Source organism: Streptomyces sp. NPDC001270 (genome assembly GCF_042896695.1).
GTDB lineage: Bacteria > Actinomycetota > Actinomycetes > Streptomycetales > Streptomycetaceae > Streptomyces.
The window spans coordinates 38,714-61,490 of record NZ_JBIAXM010000012.1; the positions used below are offsets into that span (position 1 = coordinate 38,714).

Here is a 22,777-nt window from a genome sequence, read left to right on the forward strand (position 1 = left end):
CCCAGAGTTGTCCACAGCCGACGATCTCGCCTATTGACGCGGCCTCTAACAACTGTCACATTCACCAGTGTCACGTTACGGGCGAGTAGCGCAACCGACGGCCGGGCCGGGCCGGGCTCCCGCACGGACGGCGGCCCGGGGAAGGCGGGGCGGTGTCGGCATGACAACGGCAGTGGCGGACGAACTCCATACGAACCTGCGGGGATTCAGGCGGGTCCAACGCCTGGCCTACGAGTGCGCGGAGGCGGTCGCGGCGCACCTGAGGCCGGGCACCACCGAGCGCGAGGCAGCCCGCATGCAGCGCGAGTGGCTGCGCGGGCGCGGGGTGCGGGACTGGTTCCATCTGCCCTTCGCGTGGTTCGGGGACCGCACGGCGTTCGTGAACTTCCACGTGCCGCCGCAGTTCTTCCCGACCGACCGCCGTCTGGAGCCCGGGATGCCGTTCATCCTGGATCTGGCACCGGTGTACGAGGGGTTCACGGCCGGCATCGGCTACTCGGGTTCGCTCGGCGTCAACCCCGTGCAGGACCGGCTGCTGACCGACCTCCTGGCCCACCGCGAGCTGATCCTGCGCAAGGTGCGCGAGCGGCGCCCGCTGCGGGAGATATACGCGGACGTGGACCGCCTCATGGTCCGCCAGGGCTATGCCAACCGGCACCGCGCGTACCCCTTCGGGGTGATCGCCCACAAGGTGGACCGGGTGCGGCAGCGCCGCTGGTCGCCGCGGCTCTTCGGATTCGGCACCCAGGCCCTGAAGGGGCTGGCGTCCGACGCGCTGCACGGCCACCGCGAGGGCTGGTCGCCGCTGTGGTCCCCCCACCGGTTCTCCGACCACCCGCCGCAGCCCGGCCTGTGGGCGGTCGAACCGCACCTCGGCTTCCGGGGTACGGGCGCGAAGTTCGAGGAGATCCTGGTGGTCACCGGCTCCCGGGACCCCGAGCAGAGCGCATTCTGGTTGGAGGACGAGCCGCCGTGGTGGTCCCCCCGCGCGCGGGAGTGCGACTACGGCCACGGGAGCGAGTCCGGGGCCGGCGGCGGGAGCAGAGCCGGGAGCAGGATCAGGGTCGGTGGCGAGATCGGGGCTGGGGTCGGGACCGGGGGCGGTTCCGACCCCGGAAACGGATGCGGCCCCCGGGGCGGGTACGACCCCGGGAGCGGGTACGGGCCCGCGGGTGCACGACGCTGGGCGGAGGACACGTGATGACGCTGAAGGACGCGCGGGAGCGCCGGGTGCGCACCGGCGGGGTCGAGCTGTGCGTGGCGGAGCTGGGTGACCCGGAGCAGCCGACGGTGGTGCTCGTGCACGGCTATCCGGACAGCAAGGAGGTCTGGTCGGAGGTCGCCGCCCGGCTCGCCGACCGCTTCCACGTGGTGCTGTACGACGTGCGCGGCCACGGCCGCTCGACGGCCCCCGAGCCGTTGCGGGGCGGGTTCACGCTGGCCAAGCTCACGGACGACTTCCTGGCCGTCGTGGACGCGGTCAGCCCGGACCGGCCGGTGCACCTGGTGGGGCACGACTGGGGATCGGTGCAGTCCTGGGAGTTCGTCACGGTCGACCGCACCGAGGGCCGCATCGCATCGTTCACCTCGATGTCCGGTCCGTCCCTCGACCACTTCGGGCACTGGATCAACGCGCGCGTGAAGCGTCCCACGCCCCGCCGGGTGGGCCAGCTCCTCGGCCAGGGCGCCAAGTCCTGGTACGTGTACCTGCTGCACACGCCCGTCCTGCCCGAACTGGCCTGGCGCGGCCCGCTCGGCAGGCGCTGGCCGAAGATCCTGGAGCGGGTCGAACGGGTCCCTGGCGGCGACTACCCGACCCCGTCCCTGCCGCGGGACGCCGCGCACGGCGCCTGGCTGTACCGGGACAACGTGCGGTCCCGGCTGCGCGGACCGCGCCCGGACGCGTACGCGCACGCGCCCGTGCAGCTCATCACGCCCCTGGGGGACGCGTTCCTGTCCGAGAAGCTCTACGACGAACTGGAGCGGTGGGCACCGCAGTCGATCCGTCGCACGCTTCCGGCCAAGCACTGGATCCCGCGCACTCGCCCGGACCAACTGGCCGCCTGGGTCGGCGAGTTCGTCGACCGGATCGAGGGCGGACGCGCGGAGCCCGCGGTGCCCACCGGCAAGTACGCGGACCGCTTCGGCGGACAACTGGTGCTGGTCACCGGCGCGGGCAGCGGCATCGGGCGGGCGACGGCGTTCGCGTTCGCGGAGTGCGGCGCGCGCGTGGTGTCGGTCGACCGGGACGCGGAGGCCGCCGCCCGCACGGCGGAACTGTCTCGTGTGCTCGGCGCTCCCGCCGCCTGGGCGGAGACCGTCGACGTCTGTGACGAGCAGGCCATGGAGAAGCTCGCCGCCAAGGTCACCGCCGAGTACGGCGTGGTGGACGTGCTGGTCAACAACGCCGGAATCGGCCTTTCCGGATCCTTCTTCGCCACGACGTCCGACGACTGGCGTGCGGTCCTGGACGTCAATCTCTGGGGTGTCATCCATGGCTGCCGCCTGTTCGGCGGGCGGATGGCCGAGCGCGGCCAGGGCGGCCACATCGTCAACATCGCCTCGGCGGCGGCCTATCAGCCCTCCAGGGTGCTGCCGGCCTACAGCACCTCCAAGGCCGCGGTCCTGATGCTCAGCGAGTGCCTGCGCGCCGAACTCGCCGGCCAGGACATCGGGGTGACGGCGATCTGCCCCGGTTTCGTCAACACCAACATCACCTCCACCGCGCGTTTCACGGGTGTCGACGAAGAGGAACAGCGCCGTCGGCAGCGGCGCACCGCGCGGCTGTACGGGCTGCGCAACTATCCGCCGGAGAAGGTGGCGGAGGCGGTTCTGCGGTCGGTGGTGCGCGACGAGGCGGTGGTCCCGGTCACCGCGGAGGCCCGCGGCGCGCGCCTCATGTCCCGTTTTCTGCCAGGTGTGTTGCGCCGGATCGCCCGGGTGGAGCCGCGACTGTGAGGACGGGGCGGGCCGACGCCCGCCTGGGTGCGTGGATTTGATCGGTCAGACGGAGTACGTGGCAGTCCTTTGACCGGAGTTGACGTGCTCGCCACTGAACGTGGTTCTGTGGAGCGGTACTTGGACGGACCGACGGCAAGTCACGGCAATGTAAACGATCTTGACGAACCGCCCTGAACTGCCCAGGAGTTGTCCACAGATTCTCCAATTCCCCTGTGGATAACTGCACTTGACTGTGGACCAAACCTGAAGGTGAAAACAACCTGCGTGATCCACGTCTCCCCCGGCTTCCTGGTGGAGTGAACACTCGAAGAGAGAGAAACGAGAGGTCGACCTCGGACTGCCCCCGGCGACCCCGCCGCCGTACCTCTACCACGGCACCGTCGCCCGGAACCTGGACGCGATCCGCGCCACCGGCCTCCAGCCGATGAACCGGCATGACGTGCACCTCTCCGCCGACCGGGCGACCGCGACCCGGGTCGGCGCCCGCCGCGGCCGCCCCGTGGTGCTGTCGGTGGACGCGGGCGCCATGCACCGCGACGGTCACGTGTTCCACGTCAGCGCGAACGGGGTGTGGCTCACCCAGGCCGTACCACCCCACTACCTGCGGTTTCAGCAGCCCGCCGACCCACGGTGACCGGTGGGTGGCCTGGACCGCATCCCCACCGCCGAGGCCGCCGTCGCGGGTGTGCGGACCGTCAGCCCAGTTGTGCGATCGCCTCCATGGCGATCAGCTCGAAGACGCTCTCGTCCGCGGCGAAGTCCGAGTCCGGGATCGGCCAGTGGATCACGATCTCGGTGAAGCCGAGTTCCCTGTGCCTGCCGGCGAAGTCGACGAAGGCGTCGAGGGACTGCAGGGGACGCCCGCGGTCCGGCGTGAACCCCGTGAGCAGGACCTTGTCCAGGGCGTCGGCGTCGCGGCCGATCTCCGCGCACGCCTTGACCAGCTTCTCGGCCTGGTCGCGCAGGGCCTGCCGGGACTGCTCGGCAGTGCCGGTCTCGTACAGCTTCGGGTCACCCGTGGTCACCCACGCCTGCCCGTGACGCGCGGCGAGCCGCATCCCCCGGGGGCCGGTGGCCGCCACCGCGAAGGGCAGCCGGGGGCGCTGCACGCAGCCGGGAACGGTGCGCGCCTCATGCGCCGAGTAGAAATCGCCGGTGTGCGAGACACCGTCCGTCCCGTCCTCGGTCAGCAGCCGGTCCAGCAGCGGGACGAACTCCGCGAAACGGTCGGCGCGCTCTTTCGGCGTCCAGGATTCCTGGCCGAGAACGGTCGCGTCGAAGCCGTTGCCGCCCGCGCCGATACCCAGCGTGATCCGGCCGCCGGAGATGTCGTCCAGCGAGATCAGCTCCTTGGCGAGGGTCACCGGATGCCGGAAATTGGGCGACGTGACGAGGGTTCCCAGGCGGATCCGTTCCGTGACACCCGCGGCGGCCGTCAGCGTCGGTACCGCCCCGAACCACGGACCGTCGCGGAACGACCGCCAGGAGAGGTGGTCATAGGTGTACGCCGTGTGGAACCCGAGTTCCTCCGCGCGCTGCCAGGCGGAACGGCCTCCCTCGTGCCAGCGGCGGTACGGGAGGATCACTGTGCTCAGGCGCAGACTCATGGCTCAGAGCCTACGGCGACGCTCGACGAGCCCGGAAAGAGCGCCCAGCGGGAAGCCCGCGCCGTCCTGTCCCGTCCCGCGTGGCCAGGGCCGACGCCGCTCCAGCAGGCCACGGCGGGAGGGGCAGACGCCGGCGCAGCCGGACCTGCACCGACGATGCCGGCCGCCGCCGCATTCGGGCCGTATACGGCTCAGCCGTGCGAACCACCGCACGGCCGTGCTGGCATATGCGCGAGAATGGCCCGGTGACCTCAGCGACCCGACAGCCCGCGCCCCCGACTGCCGCCGTTCCGCCCCGCCTGATCGCCACCGATCTGGACGGCACCCTGCTCCGCGACGACAAGTCGGTCTCCCCGCGTACGGTCGCCGCGCTGGCCGCCGCCGAGGAGGCGGGCATCGAGGTCTTCTTCGTGACCGGCCGCCCGGCCCGCTGGATGGACGTCGTCAGCGACCATGTGCACGGTCATGGCCTGGCGATCTGCGGCAACGGCGCCGCCGTGGTCGACCTGCACGGCGGCCCCGGCGCCCACCGGTTCGTGAAGGTGCGCGAACTGGCCCGGGAGAACGCCCTGGACGCCGTACGGCTGCTGCGCGACGCCGCACCGGGCACGGTGTACGCGGTCGAGCAGACCTACGGCTTCCACCAGGAACCGGACTACCCGTATCTGCACATCGAGGTGCCCGACTCCCTCCTGCCCGCCGAACGGCTCCTCGCGGCCGGCGGACCCGGCGGCAGCGAGCCGGTGCTCAAGATCCTCGCCTACCACCCCGACCTCGACCCCGACGCCTTCCTCACACTCGCCCGGCTCGCCGTGGGCGAGCGCGCCACCGTCACCCGCTCCAGCCCCAGCGCCCTGCTGGAACTGAGCGGCCCGGGCGTCTCCAAGGCCAGCACGCTCGCCCTGTGCTGTGCCGAGCGCGGCATCTCGCCCGAGGAGGTCGTCGCCTTCGGGGACATGCCCAACGACGTCGAGATGCTGACCTGGGCCGGCCGGTCGTACGCCATGGGCAACGCCCACCCGGACGTGATCGCGGCCGCGTCGGGGCGGACGGACGGCAACAACGACGACGGCGTGGCGGCCGTCATCGAGCGGATGCTGGCGGAGCCTGCGTAGTCACCACGGCCGTGCACCGCGCAGCCGCACACCGCGCCGGGCCAGCCACGGCACCGGATCCACCGCCGATCCCGCCTCCGCCGTGACCCGTGCCTCGAAGTGCAGGTGCGGCCCGGTCGAATTGCCCGTCGTGCCCGACAGGCCGATCCACTGCCCCGAGTCCACCCGGTCCCCCTCCCCGACGGCCACGGCGGCCAGATGCGCGTACTGCGTGCAGTAGCCGTCGGAATGCCGGATCACGATCTGGACGCCGAAGGCGCCCCCGCACGACACCTCCACCACATGGCCCGCACCGGCCGCCCGCACCGGCGTGCCGATGGGCACCGCGAAGTCCTGCCCGGTGTGCCGGTGCGCCCACCGTTCGCCGCCGCGGCCGAAGCCCGCGGACAACTGGTACGTCCGCACCGGTGCGACCCATGCTTCGCCGACCCGGGTGCGGGGCTCGTCCAGCCGTGCGGCGGCGTAGCACCGGCCCGCGGCCACCGAGACGTCCGCCCGGCCCTGCAACTGGCCGCGGGCCGTCACCAGCTTCCGTTCGATGTCCCGCCGCAATCCGGCGAGTTCCGTGGTCCGCCGTCGTACCGCGCGCCAGGCCGTTCTGGCCCGCGCCTCGTCCGCGGCCAGCCGCGCCTCGGCCCGGCGGCTGCTGTCCACGGCGTTTCTCACCGCGAGGCTCGTCCGCGACCAGGCGTGCTGACCGCGCATCAGCTGGTCGGCGCCGGTCGCGAGCAGGAGCCGCGCGGTCAGCGGCAGGCCCCCGCCCGACCGGTACTGGGCACGGGCGAGACGGCCGAGGTCAGCGTGCAGCACGGAGATCCGCCGTCGCTCACGGCCGAGCAGCCGTTCGGCGCGCAGGGCCCCGGAGCGCTGCTTCTCCGCCTCGCGCCGCCCCGTCTCGTACTGCCGCGTCGCCACGGCCGCGTCCCGGTACAGCTGCGTCACCCGGAGGCTGACCGCCGGCACCTCGCCGGAGCGGGGCCCGGTGCCGGGTCCGTCTCCGGCCGCGTGGGCGGGCGGGGCCCCGAGGACGGTGAGTGCCCACAGCAGGGCCCAGACGGCCGGTGGACGACAGCGGTACGTGCGCATGCCGGCGATGGTGGCGTGCCGGGACGGCCGCGGTCACCCGCGACGCGTACGCCGGGGGACCGGTTGCCGCCAATGGCGCAGCGCCGGCCGGACCGACGACCGGGTACGACACGCACGGACGGCCTACGAGGCGGACCGACGACCGGGTACGACGGCCGACCGTCGGCCGGGTGCGGCGTACACCGGCAGGCAGGTACGAGGTGCACCGAGGGACAGGTACGACGTGCGTCGACGGCTCACCACGGGGCCAGGACCGACGACGGGCCACACCGCACGCGCCAACGGCTCGCCACGGTGCCGGCCGACGCGTCGGTTCGCGCGCACCGGCCGCTCAGAACGGTGCCTGCCACACCACCGTGGTGCCCGCGCCGTCTGGCCCGATGCCCGGCCCGAGCCGGCTGTCGCCGCCCAGGAACTCGGCACGCCGCTCAAGGTTGCGCAGCCCACTGCGCCGCCCGGCCTCCGCGACGGCGACCCCGACACCGTCGTCCGCGACGGTCAGCCGGACTCCGGGCCGACCGGTCGGCAGAGTCGCGGTCGCGTCGACGACGACCTCGATCCTGGACGCCCCGGCGTGCCGGAAGGCATTGGACAGCGCCTCCCGTAGGACGGCGATCAGGTTCCTGCCGGTGTCGTCGCCGACCAGGGTGTCGACGGCGCCCACGAAGCGGTACGTCGGCCTGAAGCCCAGCGGTACGGCCGCCATGTCGATCTCCCGCAGGATCCGGGTACGCAGCCCGGCCGACACCTCCGCGGGGTCCTGCTGGAGCGCGAAGATCGCAGCGCGGATCTCCTGGATCGTGACGTCGAGTTCGTCGACCGCCTTCCCCACGCCCTCCCGCACCTCGGGCACGACCGACCTGCGCTGCGCGCTCGCCAGCATCGTCCCCGTCGCGAACAACCGCTGGATGACCAGGTCGTGCAGGTCACGGGCGATCCGGTCGCGCTCCTCGAACACCGCGAGCCGTTCCCGGTCGCGCTGGGCCCCGGCCATCATCAGTGCCAGCGCGGCCCGCGCGGCGAACTGCACCGCGAGGCTGCGTTCCGCCCCGGTGAACGGCCGCTCCCCCCGCGCCCGCGGCATGACCAGAGCACCGAGAACGCGGCCGTCGCTCTGCAGGGGCACCATCATGACCGGTCCGTAGCCGCTAGCGTACTCGGTGCGCAGGCGTCCGTCGGCGGCCACGTCGTCCATGAACACCGGCTGCCCGGCAAGCAGTTCGGCGACGATCGCGCTCCGTGCCGGAAGCACCGCGCCCAGCAGGTCCGAGGGCCGGTCCGAGGCGACGGCGACGGTCTCCAGGCCGCCGTCGGCGGCGGGCAGCAGTACGGTCCCGGCCACCGAGCCGGAGAGCCTGCGTGCCTGCTCCGCGACGACCTGGAGGGCGTCGTGCGCGTCTCCGCCGGACAGCAGGGCGGTGGTGACGGCCACCGACCCGTCGATCCAGCGCTCCCGCTGCCTGGCGGCCTCGTACAGCCGGACGTTGCCGATGGCGATGCCGGCTTCCCCGGCCAGCACCCGGACGACGGTCAGATCGGCGTCGTCGAACGACCCGCCGCCGCGTTTCTCGGTCACGCAGAGGCTGCCGAAGATCTTCCCCTGCGCCCGGATCGGGGCGCCGACGAAGCCGGTCATCGGCGGATGGTGCGGCGGAAAGCCGCAGGAGCGCGGGTCCGCGGTCAGATCCCCGAGGCGTACCGGGACCGGGTCGTGGACGAGCGCGCCGAACAGCCCGCGGTGCCCGTCCGGAAACCGGCCGATGCGCCGGGCGACGGTCTCGTCGACGCCGTGGTGGACGAAGTCGGCGAGCCCGTTGCCGTCCTCGGCGACGATTCCGATCGCCGCGTACCGGGCGTCGGCCAGATCGGCGGCCGTCCGGCAGATCCGGTCGAGCGTGGAGTGCAGTTCGAGGCCGCCGCTGTCCGCGCACCGGACACTCTTCGACTGCGGCGGCACGGCCGGTAACGGCTCGGGCGAGGGGCGCGGGGGATGCGCCCCGGCGTCGGAGGGCGGTACGACGGACATGGAGCAGAGCGTAGATAGTCCCGTTTGCCAGGGAAAATCGAAGCCCGGCGGGGAAACCTGGCTACGCTGCCGCGACCAGCAGTTCCGCTGCCGCCTCCCGTTCCGCCATCGCCCGCAGCGGCCCGTCCACCGCGGCCAGTTCCGCGTACGTACCGCGCTGCACCACGCTGCCCTCGTCCAGCACGATCACCTCGTCCACAGCGTCGAGTCCGGCCAGCCGGTGCGTGATCAGGAGCGTGGTACGGCCCTCGGTGGCGGCCAGCAGATCTGCGGTGAGCGCGTCGGCCGTGGGCAGGTCCAGGTGCTCGGCGGGCTCGTCGAGCACGAGGACCGGGAAGTCGGCCAGCAGCGCACGGGCGAGCGCCAGCCGCTGCCGCTGCCCGCCCGACAGCCGCGCCCCGTGCTCACCGACGAGGGTGTCCAGCCCATCGGGCAGAGCGTCCGCCCAGTCGAGCAGCCGGGCCCTGGCGAGCGCGTCCCGCAGTTCGGCGTCGCCGGCGTCCTTCCGTGCGAGCAGCAGGTTCTCCCGCACGGTGCTGTCGAAGAGGTGCGCGTCCTGGGCGCACAGCCCGACCAGGCGCCGTACGTCGTCGCCGTCGACGGCACAGGCGTCCACACCGGCCAGCGTGTAGGAGCCCGCGTCCGGATCGACGAACCTCAGCAGGACCTGGCCGAGGGTCGTCTTGCCGGCCCCGGACGGGCCCACCACGGCCACCCTGCGCCCCTGCTCCAGCGTCAGGTCGAACCCGGTGAGCGCGTCCCGCCGCTGCCCCGGGTGCCGGGCGGTGAGTCCCTTCACGACGAGCGGGAACGGGGACACGGGTGCTTGCCGGGGCCGCTGCGGCTCTCGTACGGGCTCCGCCGCGTCCAGGATTTCGTGCACGCGCTCGGCGCTGCGCCGCACCCGCTGGCGGTGGCGCACGGCGAGCGGCAGTCCGAGCACCGCCTCGAAGGCGGCCAGCGGTGTGAGGACGACCACGGCCATGGCCACGCCGTCGAGCCGTCCCGCGGTGACCGCCTGGGCGCCCAGCAGCGCGGTCGCCACCACGGTCAGGCCGGAGATCAGCGCGGTGAGGCCGTCGCCGAGTGCGGTGGTGGCGGCGGCGCGCGAGGCGATCCGGGTGAGTGTGCCGTCGGCCTGCCGCGCCTGGCCGGTGCGGGCGGGCAGTGCACCGGCGACGGTCAGTTCGGCGGTGCCGGTGAGCAGGTCGGTCACGCGGGTGGCGAGCAGCCCTCGGGCCGGCGCCAGCCGCTGCTCGGCGTGCCGGGCCACTGTGCCGGTCAGCAGCGGCACGCCGACGCCGGCCGCGAGCAGGCCCACCGCGAGCGCCGCCCCGGCCTCGGGCAGCAGCCACGCCGTGAACGCCACGGACCCGGCGGAGACGGTGAGCGCGACCCCGGCGGGCAGCAGCCAGCGCAGCCAGTAGTCCTGGAGTGCGTCCACGTCGGAGACCAGCCGGGACAGCAGGTCGCCCCGGCGGGCGGTACGGAGCCCGGCGGGGGCCAGCCGTTCCAGCCGGCGGTACACCGCGACCCTCGTGTCGGCCAGCATCCGCAGGACCGCGTCGTGTGCGACCAGCCGCTCCGTGTACCGGAACACGGCCCGCCCGATACCGAACGTCCGCGTCGCCGTCACAGCCACCATCAGATACAGCACCGGCGGCTGCTGGGAGGCGCGTGAGATCAGCCATCCGGAGGTGGCCATCAGCCCGACGGAACTGCCGAGGGCCAGGCTGCCCAGCAACAGCGCGAGCGCGAGGCGGCCGCGGCGGGGGCCGGCCATGGCCCGGACCCGGGCGAGGACACCGGATACGGGGACGCGGGACCGGTCGCCGCCGTCGAGGGCGAGAGCAGGGGCGAGCGTTCGGGTGGTGTCCGGGGCGGACGTCCGAACAGTGTCAGGGGCGTCCACGGACGGGCCGTGTTCCGCCGCCACGGGCGAGGACACAGAGGCGGCCTCCGCCGGGAAGGCCGGCGTGAATGCGGCCTCGGACGCAGGCCGGCGGGTGGCCGCGGTCTCCGTCGACGGGCGGACAGACGCGCTCCCCTCCAGCCGCACCACCCGGTCCGCCACCCCCAGCAGCGCGGGCCGGTGTACGACGAGCAGGACCGTGCGTCCCACGGCCAGCCGCCGTACCGCCGCCACGACCTCGGCCTCGGTCGCTCCGTCCAGCGCGGCCGTCGGCTCGTCCAGCAGCAGCAGGGGACGGTCCGCCAGGAAGGCCCTGGCCAGCGCCAGCCGCTGCCGCTGACCGGCGGACAGCCCGGCCCCGTCCTCGCCGAGCGCGGTCGCCGCGCCGTCGGGCAAGGCGTCCACGAACTCCAGCGCGCCCGCGTCACGCAGCGCACGGCGCACGGCCGCGTCGTCCGCGTCCGGACGGGCCAGCCGCACGTTCTCCGCGATCGTCCCCGCATACAGGTGCGGCCGCTGCGGCACCCAGGCGATCCGTGCCCGCCACTGCTCCGGGTCGATGTCCGCGAGGTCGGTTCCCCCGATGCGCACCCGGCCTCCGACGGGCCGTGCGAAGCCCAGCACCACGTTCAGCAGCGTCGACTTGCCCGCACCGCTCGGTCCGACGAGGGCGACGGTCTCGCCGGGTTCGACGGTGAAGGACACATCCGTCACGGCGTCCGTGGACCGCCCGGGATAACGGACGGTGACCTCTTCGAAGGTCAGCGCGCCCGAGGGCACCGCGTCTTTCCCGGCCTCCGGGAGGGGGGTTTCCAGCACGGCGAAGATCTCTTCGGCCGCCGCCAGCCCCTCCGCCGCCGCGTGGAACTGCGCCCCCACCTGACGTAGCGGCAGGTATGCCTCCGGAGCCAGGACGAGGATGACCAGTCCGATGTACAGGTCCATGTCGCCTTGGACGAGCCGCATACCGATCGTCACGGCGACCAGCGCGACGGACAGGGTCGCCAGCAGTTCCAGCGCGAAGGAGGAGATGAACGCGATCCGCAGGGTGCGCATCGTCGCCTGCCGGTACTCGCCGGTGATCCGCCGGATGGACTCGGCCTGCGCCTTGGCCCGCCCGAAGACCTTCAGGGTCGGCAGACCCGCCACCACGTCCAGGAAGTGGCCGGACAGCCGGGACAGCAGCCGCCACTGACGGTCCGTCCGGGACTGGGTGGCCCAGCCGATCAGCACCATGAAGACCGGGATCAGCGGCAGAGTACCGACGATGATCGCCGCCGACACCCAGTCCTCGGTGACGATCCGCGCCAGCACGGCGACCGGCACGACAACGGCGAGCCCCAGCTGCGGCAGATAGCGCGAGAAGTAGTCGTCGAGGGCATCGACTCCACGGGTGGCGAGGGTGACCAGCGATCCCGTCCGCTGTCCGCTCAGCCAGCCCGGGCCGAGCGCCGCCGCCCGATCCAGGAGCCGTCGGCGCAGCTCCGACTTCACCGAGGCGCTCGCACGGTGTGCGGCGAGTTCAGTGAGCCAGGAGACGACCGCACGACCGACTGCGACAGCGGCCAGCAGCATGAGGGGAGTGCGCAGTTCACCGACCGGCAGGTGGTGCTGGAAAGCACCGACGACCACCTCGGCGATGAGCATGGCCTGGGCGATGAGCAGGCCGGCTCCGAGCGCTCCGAGGCCGACGACCGCGGCCAGGAAGAGGCGGGTGGCCCGGGCGTAGTGAAGGAGACGCGGATCGATCGGTTTCACGTGAAACATGCCCTTCGGTCCGGGGAGGGGTGTTTCACGTGAAACATCGCGAAAACCCCTCCCGGCAGACTCAGTGACCGGCTTCGGGAGCGACGTGCTGCGTCCCGATCCGCTTGCGGAACACCCAGTACGTCCAGCCCTGGTAGAGCAGCACGATCGGCAGGGCGATCACCGCGCACCAGGTCATGATCTTCAGGGTGTACGGGCTCGACGAGGCGTTGGTGACCGTGAGGTTCCAGTCCGCGTTGAGCGAGGACGGCATGACGTCCGGAAAGAGCGACAGGAAGAACATCGACACGGCTGCCACGACAGTGATGCCGGAGAGCGCGAACGACCAGCCTTCGCGGCCAGCCTGGTTCGCCACGAGTGCGGCCACCAGCGCGACCACCGCCACGACCATGGCCACCAGGCTCCTGTCGTTACCGCTGTCGACCTGTGTCCACAGCAGGAAGACGAGAGCCAGCACGGCCGTCACGAGACCGACCCGCAGCCCGAGCTTCCGGGCCCGGACCCGGATGTCTCCGACGGTCTTGAGCGCGACGAACACCGCACCGTGGAAGGTGAACAGCGTCAGTGTGACCAGACCGCCGAGCAGTGCATACGGATTGAGGAGGTCACCGAGGCTGCCGACGTAGTCGAAGTGCTGGTTGATCTTCACACCGCGCACGATGTTGGCGAAGGCGACGCCCCACAGGAACGCCGGAATCAGCGAGGCCCAGAAGATCGCCCTCTCCCAGTTGCGCTGCCAGCGCTCCTCGGGACGCTTCGCCCGGTATTCGAAGGCGACGCCCCGGACGATCAGGCACAGCAGGATCACCAGCAGCGGCAGGTAGAAGCCGGAGAAAAGCGTGGCGTACCACTCCGGGAAGGCAGCGAAGGTCGTGGCGCCTGCGGTGATCAGCCACACCTCGTTGCCGTCCCAGACGGGGCCGATCGTGTTGATCAGCACCCGCCGCTCGGCACGGTCACGAGCCAGCAGTTTGGTGAGGACGCCGACTCCGAAGTCGAAGCCCTCCAGAAAGAAGTAGCCGGTCCACAGGACGGCGATCAGGACGAACCAGACATCGTGAAGTTCCATGACTGCAGCTCCCCCGGCCTAGTACGAGAAGGCCATCGGCTTGTCGGCGTCACGGGAGTCGCCGCCGATCTTCGTGGGCGGGTTGAGGTCGGCCTCGGTCAGTTCGGGCGGGCCGGCCTTGACGTACTTCACCAGCAGCTTGACCTCGATGACGGCGAGGATGGCGTAGAGCGCGGCGAAGGCGATCATCGAGGTGAGGACTTCGCCCTGCGAAACCTCGGGGGAGACCGCGTGCCGCGTCTGCAGGACGCCGTAGACGACCCACGGCTGACGGCCCATCTCGGTGAAGATCCAACCCCACGAGTTGGCGATCAGCGGGAAGCCCAGGGTGCAGATCGCGATGCGCCAGTACCAAGGCGTGAGCTTCGGGCCGAGTGCCTTGTTCTTGAACAGCACCAGGTGCGGCACCTCGTCCTCGGCCACCCGCAGATGCTGCGGCAGCATGAACTTCTTGCGGGTCAGCCAGAGACCGACCAGCCCGATGGCGAAGGACGCCATGCCGAAGCCGATCATCCAGCGGAAGGCCCAGAAGGTGACGGGGATGATGGGCCGGTAGTCGCCCGGACCGTACTTGGCCTGCTCGGCCTTGTTGGTGTCGTTGATGCCGGGGATGTACGAGCCGAAGTCGTCGTCGGCGAGGAAGGACAGCACCCCCGGGACCGACAGTTCTACGCTGTTGTGCCCCTTGCTGACGTCGCCGTATGCGAACACGGAGAACGGCGCGGAGTTCTGGCCATCCCACAGGGCCTCGGCGGCGGCCATCTTCATCGGCTGCTGCTTGAACATGACCTTGCCGAGGGTGTCGCCGCTCACCGCGGTGAGCAGACCTGCGACGACGACGGTGACGAGGCCGAGGCGCAGCGAGGTCTTCATCACACGGATGTGCCTCTTGCGGGCCAGGTGGAAGGCGGCGATGCCGACCATGAAGGCACCGCCGGTCAGGAAGGACGCCGTCAGCGTGTGGAATGCCTGGGTGAGTGCGGTGTTCTGGGTGAGCATCGCCCAGAAGTCGGTGAGTTCGGCGCGCCCCTTCACCTTGTCGATCTTGTAGCCGACGGGGTGCTGCATCCACGAGTTGGCGGCGAGGATGAAGTACGCCGACAGGATCGTTCCTATCGAGACCATCCAGATGCAGGCCAGGTGGATCTTCTTGGGCAGTCTGTCCCAGCCGAAGATCCACAGACCGATGAAGGTGGACTCGAAGAAGAACGCGATGAGTGCTTCGAAGGCGAGCGGGGCGCCGAAGACGTCACCGACGAACCGCGAGTAGTCCGACCAGTTCATGCCGAACTGGAACTCCTGCACGATGCCGGTGACGACCCCCATCGCGATGTTGATCAGAAAGAGCTTCCCCCAGAACTTCGTCGCTCTGAGGTACTTCTCGTTCTCGGTGCGTACCCAGGCGGTCTGCAGCCCGGCCGTGAGGGCGGCCAGAGAGATCGTCAAGGGAACGAAGAGGAAGTGGTAGACGGTGGTGATGCCGAACTGCCAACGCGCCAGTGTCTCCGGCGCCAAAGCCATTTCCACGTCGTCAACTCCTTACATCGCCGTGGTACAGCGGCGTTTTCGCCCCTTTTGTCACGCACACCATTGGGCAACCGGGACGTGCTTGTGAACGCGTTCACATTCACAAGCAAGTATGACGCATGGCCGTTCGACACCTGCGACGCGGGGGGGTACTTCGACTCGGACCGACCGGATCCGGACAACCACGGACCGGAGGCCCCACATACGACATCCGCCCCGGGTTCCTACCCGAGGCGGATGGGTCACCTTCGATACGGATGTGCCCGTTTCACGTGAAACGGGCACATCAGCGGGCGTCGCGCCTGAGGAAGCAGAGCCCTACAGCCCCTTGTGGAACTCCTCCGCCACCTTCAGGAAGATGTCGTTCCCCTCGTTCTCCCCGATCGTCACCCGCACGCCCTCACCGGGAAACGGCCGGACCACGACGCCGTGCTCCTCGCAGGTTGTCGCGAAGGCACTCGTGCGCTCCCCCAGCCGCAGCCACACGAAGTTGGACTGCGTCTCGGCGACGGTCCAGCCCTGGGCGCGCAGGGCATCGACCACCCGCGTCCGCTCACACACCAGCGAGCCGACCCGGCCGAGCAGTTCGTCCTCGGCACGCAGCGAGGCGATGGCCGCCTCCTGAGCGAGCTGACTCACCCCGAACGGCACCGCCGTCTTGCGCAGCGCCTCGGCCACCGGCTCATGGGCGACGGCGAAGCCGACCCGCAGCCCCGCGAGGCCGTACGCCTTCGAGAAGGTCCGCAGGACGCAGACGTTCGGCCGGTCGCGGTACAGCTCGATTCCGTCCGGCGCCTCGGGGTCACGGATGAACTCCCGGTACGCCTCGTCCAGCACCACCAGGACGTCACCGGGCACCCGGTCGAGGAACCGCTCCAGCTCGGCCCGCCGTACGACCGTGCCCGTCGGGTTGTTCGGGTTGCACACGAAGATCAGGCGCGTCCGGTCAGTGATCGCGTCGGCCATCGCGTCCAGGTCGTGCACCTCGCCCGGGGTGAGCGGCACCTGTACCGACCGGGCACCACTGACCTGCGTGACGATCGGGTACGCCTCGAAGGACCGCCAGGCGTAGATGACCTCGTCGCCGGGTCCGCTGGTGACCTGCAGCAGTTGCTGGGCCACGCCTACGGAACCCGTACCGGTGGCCAGATGGCTGAGCGGAACGGCGAAGCGCTCCGACAGCTCGTTCATCAGCCCGGTGCACGCCATGTCCGGGTAGCGGTTGAAGGACGAGGCGGCCGCGGTCACGGATTCCATCACGCCGGGCAGCGGGGGATACGGGTTCTCGTTCGAGGAGAGCTTGTAGGCGGCCGGGCCGCCCTGCGCCGCGGGCCTGCCCGGCTTGTAGGTGGGGATACCGTCCAGCTCGGCGCGCAACTTGGGGCTCGTCTCGCTCACCACAGTCCTCCTCGCGACCACCGGCCGCTCGTCAGCGCCGGCATCCAATACTCCTTACCTTATGAGGATTCGGCCTCCCTGCGTACAGGTGCGAGCGGGCGAGAAGCGATGAGGGGAGAAACCCCACGAACCCCACTGGCATCACAGGCATCACGGCAGGAAGGCGCATAAAACGGGGGGCGCGTCGCACATATATCTACGCGCTGGTGGCTTGCGCCCTGGCGCGCGTCCCTCATGCAGGTGAGTTGAGACCTCTTCGAAACATCGGGCACTTGGCAGGCCCATGCGCGCCGACAAGTCACGTCTTGCCATAGGACCGGTCAACTGCCTTCCATTCCAAGGACGTTACCCCTAAATGACCTTGCAGAAACGTGCCTGTCAACGCGTGCATATGCGTCCGCACTACCCCACCGCATGAGCCCTACTATCGGCTCGCCATGACAGCAGCAGGGAAGCACCAGGTGAGCCGCGCGGAAACCTCACGTCGAGGCAGCCGGCCGGGTCGGGCGGGCATCAGGGACGTGGCCGCCGCCGCCGGAGTCTCCATCACGACCGTCTCCGATGCCCTGAACGGCAAGGGCAGGCTCCCGGACGCCACCCGCCGCCATGTCCGCGAGGTCGCGGACCGGTTGGGCTACCGCCCGTCGGCCGCGGCGCGCACGCTCCGCACGGGCAAGTCCGGTCTGATCGGTCTGACCGTGACGACCTACGGGGATGAACCTTTCACCTTCACCGAGTTCGCCTATTTCGCCGAGATGGCCCGGGCCGCCACCTCCGCCGCGCTCGCCCGGGGCTACGCGCTGGTGATCCTGCCCGCGACCTCGCGCCACGACGTATGGTCCAACGTCGCCCTGGACGGCACCGTCGTCATCGACCCGTCCGATCAGGACCCGGTGGTCAGCGAGCTGGTCCGGCAGGGCTTACCGGTCGTCTCCGACGGCCGCCCGGCGGGTCCGATCCCGGTCACCGCCTGGGTCGACAACGATCACGAGGCCGCCGTCCTCGGCATCCTCGACCACCTCGCCGCCGCGGGCGCCCGCCGCATCGGCCTGCTCACCGGGACGACGACGGACACCTACACCCATCTGTCGACCACCGCCTACCTGCACTGGTGCGAACGCGTCGGCCAGGACCCGGTGTACGAGGCATACCCGGCACACGACCCCTGCGCGGGCGCGGTCGCCGCGGACCGGCTGCTGGCCCGCCCGGACCGCCCGGACGCCGTCTACGGGCTGTTCGACCCCAACGGCACGGACCTGCTCGCCGCCGCCCGCCGCTACGGTCTGCGCGTTCCCGACGACCTGCTCCTGGTGTGCTGCAGCGAATCCATGGTGTACGCAAACACCGAGCCGCCCGTCACCACGCTCTCCCTGAAGCCACGCCGCATCGGCACAGCCGTGGTCCAGCTCCTCATCGACGCCATCGAAGGGGTCGAGTCGGAGCAACCGGTCGAGCAGGTGATACCGACCGAACTGATCGTGCGCACCTCGTCCCAGCGGCGTCCACCGCGCACGACGATCAGCCCCCCGCGGGTGCCGGAAGAGCGCTGAGCGCCGCGCCGGCCGGCCGTGATGCGTCGTCGTTCGTCCGCGGCGCCATCGTGGCCGGCCGCTCCCCGAGTTCCCGGGTTCGCTCGAACGGGGGCACCGCCCATGACGCCGTTCCGCGCCGGGCAAACGTTGTCCGCGGGCGCGCCGGACGGCGGGGCGGACGGCGAAACGCGCCGCGGACCAGGCGGTGACAGCAGCGACCAATCGGGGCGAAAGCCACGACGAACGGGAGTCCTGCTCCGATTCACCACCCCTGGGTCATCACATGGCGCGATCCGCATTCCTATGATGGGCCCACGACACCGCGACCGCTGCGACCAGGCAGTCCGACGCGGTGCAGACGCGGCGTGATGGTGGAGGGGTCGGATGACTCAGGGGGCCGGTCGGGGACCCGAAGTGGAGCGGGCGGAGACGTTGCGCGACTTCCGGGTGCCCGCGTACGTCAACGAGGCCGGTCCGTACGTCCACAGCACCGACCCCGGCGGCACTGCTCCGCCCGCCGAGGAGGGCTACCCGGAGGGGTACACGCCCACCGAGCGCGACCTGCCCGTCATCGACCGCGGCGACACGCTCCAGATGCCTGTGGAACCGGCACCCGTCCCGGCCGCACAGCCCCCGGCCGGCCCAGGTCCGCTGTACGTCGTCGGCGATGTGCACGGCTATTTCGACGAACTGGTGGCGGCCCTCCAGCAGCAGGGCCTGATCGACGACGCGGGCAACTGGTGCGCGGGCAACACACGTCTGTGGTTCCTCGGCGACTTCACCGACCGCGGTCCCGACGGCATCGGCGTCATCGACCTCGTGATGCGGCTGTCCGCCGAGGCCGCCGCGGCCGGCGGCTACTGCAAGGCCCTCATGGGCAACCACGAACTGCTCCTGCTGGGCGCCAAGCGGTTCGGTGACACCCCGGTCAACTCCGGCGCGGGCACCGCCACCTTCCAGGCCGCCTGGCTGCTCAACGGCGGCCAGAAGACCGACATGGACCGGCTCCAGGACCACCATCTGCAGTGGATGGCCCGCCTCGACGCCGTCGAGGAGGTCGACGGCTATCTGCTCGTGCACTCCGACACCACCGCCTACCTCGACTATGGCGACTCGATCGAGGCCGTCAACGACACCGTCCGCGAGACACTCACCCGCAATGACGCGGACGAATGCTGGGATCTGTTCCGCAAGTTCACCAAGCGTTTCTCCTTCCGCGACGACGGCGGCGCCGACGCCGTGCGCTCCCTGCTCGACACGTACGGCGGCACCCGGATCGTGCACGGTCACAGCCCGATCCCCTACCTGCTCGGGGAAGTCGGCTCCGAGGACGGCGAGGAAGGCGCCGGGCCCGTGGTCGAGGGTCCGCACGTCTACGCCGACGGACTCGCCATCGCGATGGACGGCGGAGTGACCATGGCCGGAAAGCTGCTGGTCCGGCAACTTCCCCTGGATAGCTGAGCATCCGCGGGGCAGGCGCCCCGCCACGACGTCCGCGCAGGCCGGACACCAATTTCCGGCAACCCCTGTCACCGCGTACCGTCACGGCTCTACCATCGGCTTATCCGTAGCAGGCTCCCCTCCGTTTCTGCCCGACGGCTCGCCGGCGTGCGAGCCCCAAGCCCTACGGAGCATCGGGGGATGCACATGAACAGCGTTCCGCAGCACCTGCTGAGCGAGGACCGCCAGGATTACGAGCGGATCCTCGATGAGGCGCTGCGCTCCGCACCACACCGTCCTGACCTGGCCGCTGTCGGACAGCGGCTGAACCTCGAACAGCTGCGCACGATGGCGCTGAACGCCACCGCACTCATCACGGCGTCCGCGGCGACCGAGTACCAGCACTATGTGAAGGTCCGCGAGGAACTGCGCCAACCGGTGCAGTCCACCCCGTCGTCGTCCGCCCGCGCGTCCGCTCCCGCGGATCCGGGCTCGGGCGCGATAGGGCTCGCCACCACCCTCGGCGAGGCAGCCGAGACCAGCGGTGCGGGTGCCGTCGCCATCGTCGCGGTCCTGGCGCCCGTTCTCGCCGGAACCGCCGCGGCGATATTCCTGCTCGTCGGCTACATCCTGAAGATGCTCACACCTGAGCCGGCGTTCGCCAAGACCATGCTCACTGCGGGATGGGTGTTCGGCGCGCTGGCCGCGGCCGCGATCCTCGTGGCCGCCGTCGGGCTGTTGCTCACCGCCTTGCGCAACCGCCCCTCGCGAGAGACCGCGACGTACACCGCGGCGAACACGGAGGTCCTCCGGGCCAGGGAAGCCTGGCAGGAAGCCCTGCTGGAACGGGGCATCCTGCCCTTCCTGCGGGACTCACTGGCGGAACCCGGCGCGGTGGCGGCCCGCCGTACGTCCCCGCCTACACCGACCGGCCGCATGCCCCGCCTCGGCTACGGCCGGCCGGGCTTCAGCAGCCCCGAGGACACCTCCGCACCGGGCTCGCGCCCGAGCTTCAGCAGCCCGGACTACTCAAGCCCGGACTTCGGCGGCCCGGACCACCAGCCGGAGTGAGTCCGGCTTGCGCCCCCGCGGGGGCGCAAGCCGGGCACCCCGGTGGCACCACTCGATCACCGGGACACTCCGACGCCCAGGACATAGCTTTCCGGCCATATTTCCAGCGGCCGGGACAGCGTCCTACGGCGGGTGGCTCGCGCGGACACCGGCTCGCGGCAGTCTCCCGTCCCGAGGTCCGGTTTCCTCCGCGCGCGGCGGTGAACTCCGTACCGAGGTGTGTCAGTCGGCAATCGGCAGGTACACCCGGTTGCCGCTCGCCGCGAACTCCTTCGATTTCTGGAGCATCCCTTCGGCGATCTCCTCGGGAGAGGCCCCGTCGGCCGAATCACCGCCGAAGCGTTCCGTGATCGTGTGGCTAATCTTCATCGAGCAGAATTTCGGTCCGCACATGGAGCAGAAGTGGGCCGTCTTGGCGGGCTCGGCCGGGAGCGTCTCGTCGTGGAACTCCCGTGCCGTGTCCGGATCCAGGGCGAGGTTGAACTGGTCCTCCCACCGGAACTCGAACCGAGCGTCGGACAGCGCGTCGTCCCACTCCTGGGCACCCGGGTGCCCCTTGGCGAGGTCGGCCGCGTGGGCAGCGATCTTGTAGGTGATGACGCCGGTCTTGACGTCGTCCCGGTTGGGCAGGCCCAGGTGCTCCTTGGGCGTGACGTAGCAGAGCATCGCCGTGCCCCACCAGGCGATCACCGCGGCCCCGATGCCCGAGGTGATGTGATCGTAGGCCGGAGCGACGTCCGTGGTCAGCGGGCCGAGCGTATAGAATGGAGCTTCATCGCAGATCTCCTGCTGCAGGTCGATGTTCTCCTTGATCTTGTGCATCGGGACATGTCCCGGGCCCTCGATCATCGTCTGTACATGGAAACGCTGGGCGATCCGGTTGAGTTCCCCGAGCGTGCGCAGTTCCGCGAACTGCGCCTCGTCGTTGGCGTCCGCGATCGATCCGGGGCGCAGGCCGTCGCCGAGCGAGTACGTGACGTCGTAGGCGGCGAGGATCTCGCACAGTTCCTGGAAGTTCTCGTACAGGAACGACTCCTTGTGGTGCGCGAGGCACCAGGCGGCCATGATCGAGCCGCCGCGCGAGACGATGCCGGTCTTGCGGTTCGCGGTCAACGGCACGTACGGCAGCCGGACGCCCGCGTGGACCGTCATGTAGTCCACGCCCTGCTCGGCCTGCTCGATGACCGTGTCCTTGTAGATCTCCCAGGTCAGTTCCTCGGCCCTGCCGTCGACCTTCTCCAGTGCCTGGTAGAGCGGCACCGTGCCGATGGGGACGGGGGAGTTGCGCAGCACCCACTCGCGAGTGGTGTGGATGTTGCGGCCGGTGGACAGGTCCATGACCGTGTCGGCCCCCCAGCGGGTCGCCCAGGTCATCTTCTCGACCTCCTCCTCGATGGAGGAGGTCACCGCCGAGTTGCCGATGTTGGCGTTGACCTTCACCAGGAACCGCTTGCCGATGATCATCGGCTCGATCTCCGGGTGGTTGACGTTGGCCGGCAGGACAGCCCGTCCCGCGGCGATCTCCTCGCGGACCACTTCGGGAGAAACGTTCTCCCTGATCGCCACGAACTCCATTTCCGGAGTGATCTCGCCGCGTCGCGCATAGGCGAGTTGCGTGACCGCTGCGGCGCCGTCACGGCTCCGGCGCGGCTGCCTGGGGCGGCCGGGGAAGACGGCGTCCAGGTTGCGCAGCCCGCCGCGCGGCGAGGTGTGCTTGATTCCGTCGTCCTCGGGGCGGACGGGACGGCCCGCGTACTCCTCCGTGTCCCCGCGAGCGATGATCCAGTTCTCCCGCAGCGGCGGCAGGCCCCTACGGACATCGGTCTCGACGAGCGGATCGGTGTACGGCCCCGAGGTGTCGTACAGCGTGACCGACTTCCCGTTGGTGAGATGCACCTGACGGACAGGCACGTGCAGGTCGGAGCGTGAGCCCTCGACATACCCCTTGTGCCAGCCGATGGACTTCCCCGTCGTCGCGCCCTCGACGCCGTCGGATCCGTTGACGGCTCCGATCGTCGCGTCCTGCGTGGAGACAGGCGTGCGTTCGTCCTTGTTGGCCATGAGACCTACTCCCTACGCCGGCATTACCCGGTAACAGGTTCAGCGGTCGACGCAGCGGCTTCCGTTCATCGGTGTTCCATGTGAGACATCGATCGTTCCACGTGAAACATCGCGAATACGGAGGTCAGCGCCCTCTCAGCCCGGTGCTCCGAGCTCCCGCGTGTGCAAAGGTGCCTCCACGCTAGCGTCACTTCGGGCGCGGTGA

Annotated in this window: 13 protein-coding genes, 2 pseudogenes and 1 riboswitch; of the genes and pseudogenes, 7 read left to right on the plus strand and 8 right to left on the minus strand. The window is 70.6% G+C overall.

Annotated features, from left to right (window positions below; all coding sequences use genetic code 11):
- Positions 1-160: 160 nt before the first annotated feature.
- The 3 genes and pseudogenes from ACFY2B_RS21210 to ACFY2B_RS21220 all read left to right on the plus strand — a co-directional run.
- Positions 161-973 (plus strand): annotated as a pseudogene (locus tag ACFY2B_RS21210) (M24 family metallopeptidase); the annotation flags it as partial.
- 227 nt (positions 974-1,200) lie between these two features.
- Positions 1,201-2,958: an SDR family oxidoreductase gene (locus ACFY2B_RS21215; protein WP_390764636.1), complete on the plus strand. Its 1,758-nt coding sequence runs from the start codon at positions 1,201-1,203 to the stop codon at positions 2,956-2,958.
- Positions 2,959-3,283: 325 nt separating this feature from the next.
- Positions 3,284-3,595, plus strand: a pseudogene (locus ACFY2B_RS21220) (RNA 2'-phosphotransferase); the annotation flags it as partial.
- 61 nt (positions 3,596-3,656) lie between these two features.
- On the opposite strand, the gene ACFY2B_RS21225 reads toward ACFY2B_RS21220, so the two are convergent.
- Positions 3,657-4,568, minus strand: a complete 912-nt coding sequence (locus tag ACFY2B_RS21225; RefSeq protein WP_390764637.1) for an LLM class flavin-dependent oxidoreductase — start codon at positions 4,566-4,568, stop codon at positions 3,657-3,659.
- Positions 4,569-4,795: 227 nt separating this feature from the next.
- Between ACFY2B_RS21225 and ACFY2B_RS21230 the strand changes: the two genes are divergently transcribed.
- Complete coding sequence (locus tag ACFY2B_RS21230; protein ID WP_390764638.1) at positions 4,796-5,683, plus strand: Cof-type HAD-IIB family hydrolase; 888 nt, start codon at positions 4,796-4,798, stop codon at positions 5,681-5,683.
- On the opposite strand, the gene ACFY2B_RS21235 is transcribed toward ACFY2B_RS21230, so the two are convergent.
- From ACFY2B_RS21235 to hisC, 6 genes are all read right to left on the minus strand, one after another.
- Complete coding sequence (locus ACFY2B_RS21235) at positions 5,684-6,769, minus strand: M23 family metallopeptidase (RefSeq protein WP_390764639.1); 1,086 nt, start codon at positions 6,767-6,769, stop codon at positions 5,684-5,686. It lies immediately after the preceding gene.
- A gap of 331 nt (positions 6,770-7,100) precedes the next feature.
- Complete coding sequence (locus ACFY2B_RS21240) at positions 7,101-8,795, minus strand: GAF domain-containing sensor histidine kinase (RefSeq protein WP_390764640.1); 1,695 nt, start codon at positions 8,793-8,795, stop codon at positions 7,101-7,103.
- Positions 8,796-8,856: 61 nt separating this feature from the next.
- Entirely contained in the window at positions 8,857-12,474 is a 3,618-nt protein-coding gene (gene cydD, locus ACFY2B_RS21245; RefSeq protein WP_390764641.1) for a thiol reductant ABC exporter subunit CydD, read from the minus strand.
- Positions 12,475-12,535: 61 nt separating this feature from the next.
- Positions 12,536-13,543, minus strand: coding sequence for a cytochrome d ubiquinol oxidase subunit II (gene cydB / locus ACFY2B_RS21250; protein ID WP_390764642.1), 1,008 nt, complete (start codon positions 13,541-13,543; stop codon positions 12,536-12,538).
- 18 nt (positions 13,544-13,561) lie between these two features.
- Positions 13,562-15,070: a cytochrome ubiquinol oxidase subunit I gene (locus tag ACFY2B_RS21255; protein ID WP_390764643.1), complete on the minus strand. Its 1,509-nt coding sequence runs from the start codon at positions 15,068-15,070 to the stop codon at positions 13,562-13,564.
- 318 nt (positions 15,071-15,388) lie between these two features.
- The gene (hisC, locus tag ACFY2B_RS21260; protein ID WP_390764644.1) at positions 15,389-16,468 is read right to left on the minus strand and encodes a histidinol-phosphate transaminase; all 1,080 of its coding nucleotides are present in this window, start codon (positions 16,466-16,468) and stop codon (positions 15,389-15,391) included.
- A 437-nt stretch (positions 16,469-16,905) separates the two neighbouring features.
- Between hisC and ACFY2B_RS21265 the strand changes: the two genes are divergently transcribed.
- The 3 genes from ACFY2B_RS21265 (at position 16,906) to ACFY2B_RS21275 (ending at position 20,511) form a co-directional block, all read left to right on the plus strand.
- Entirely contained in the window at positions 16,906-18,018 is a 1,113-nt protein-coding gene (locus tag ACFY2B_RS21265; protein ID WP_390764645.1) for a LacI family DNA-binding transcriptional regulator, read from the plus strand.
- A 366-nt stretch (positions 18,019-18,384) separates the two neighbouring features.
- Positions 18,385-19,461 (plus strand): metallophosphoesterase, encoded by a 1,077-nt coding sequence (locus tag ACFY2B_RS21270; RefSeq protein ID WP_390764646.1) that lies wholly within the window; start codon positions 18,385-18,387, stop codon positions 19,459-19,461.
- Positions 19,462-19,641: 180 nt separating this feature from the next.
- Positions 19,642-20,511 (plus strand): hypothetical protein, encoded by an 870-nt coding sequence (locus tag ACFY2B_RS21275; RefSeq protein WP_390764647.1) that lies wholly within the window; start codon positions 19,642-19,644, stop codon positions 20,509-20,511.
- Between the two features lie 222 nt (positions 20,512-20,733).
- Here ACFY2B_RS21275 and thiC read toward each other — a convergent pair whose 3' ends face one another.
- Positions 20,734-22,572 carry a phosphomethylpyrimidine synthase ThiC gene (gene thiC, locus ACFY2B_RS21280; RefSeq protein WP_390764648.1) on the minus strand — a complete coding sequence of 613 codons (1,839 nt, stop codon included), beginning with the start codon at positions 22,570-22,572 and terminating at the stop codon, positions 20,734-20,736.
- A riboswitch (TPP riboswitch) is annotated at positions 22,565-22,742 on the minus strand. It overlaps the preceding gene by 8 nt.
- Between the last annotated feature and the right edge of the window lie 35 nt (positions 22,743-22,777).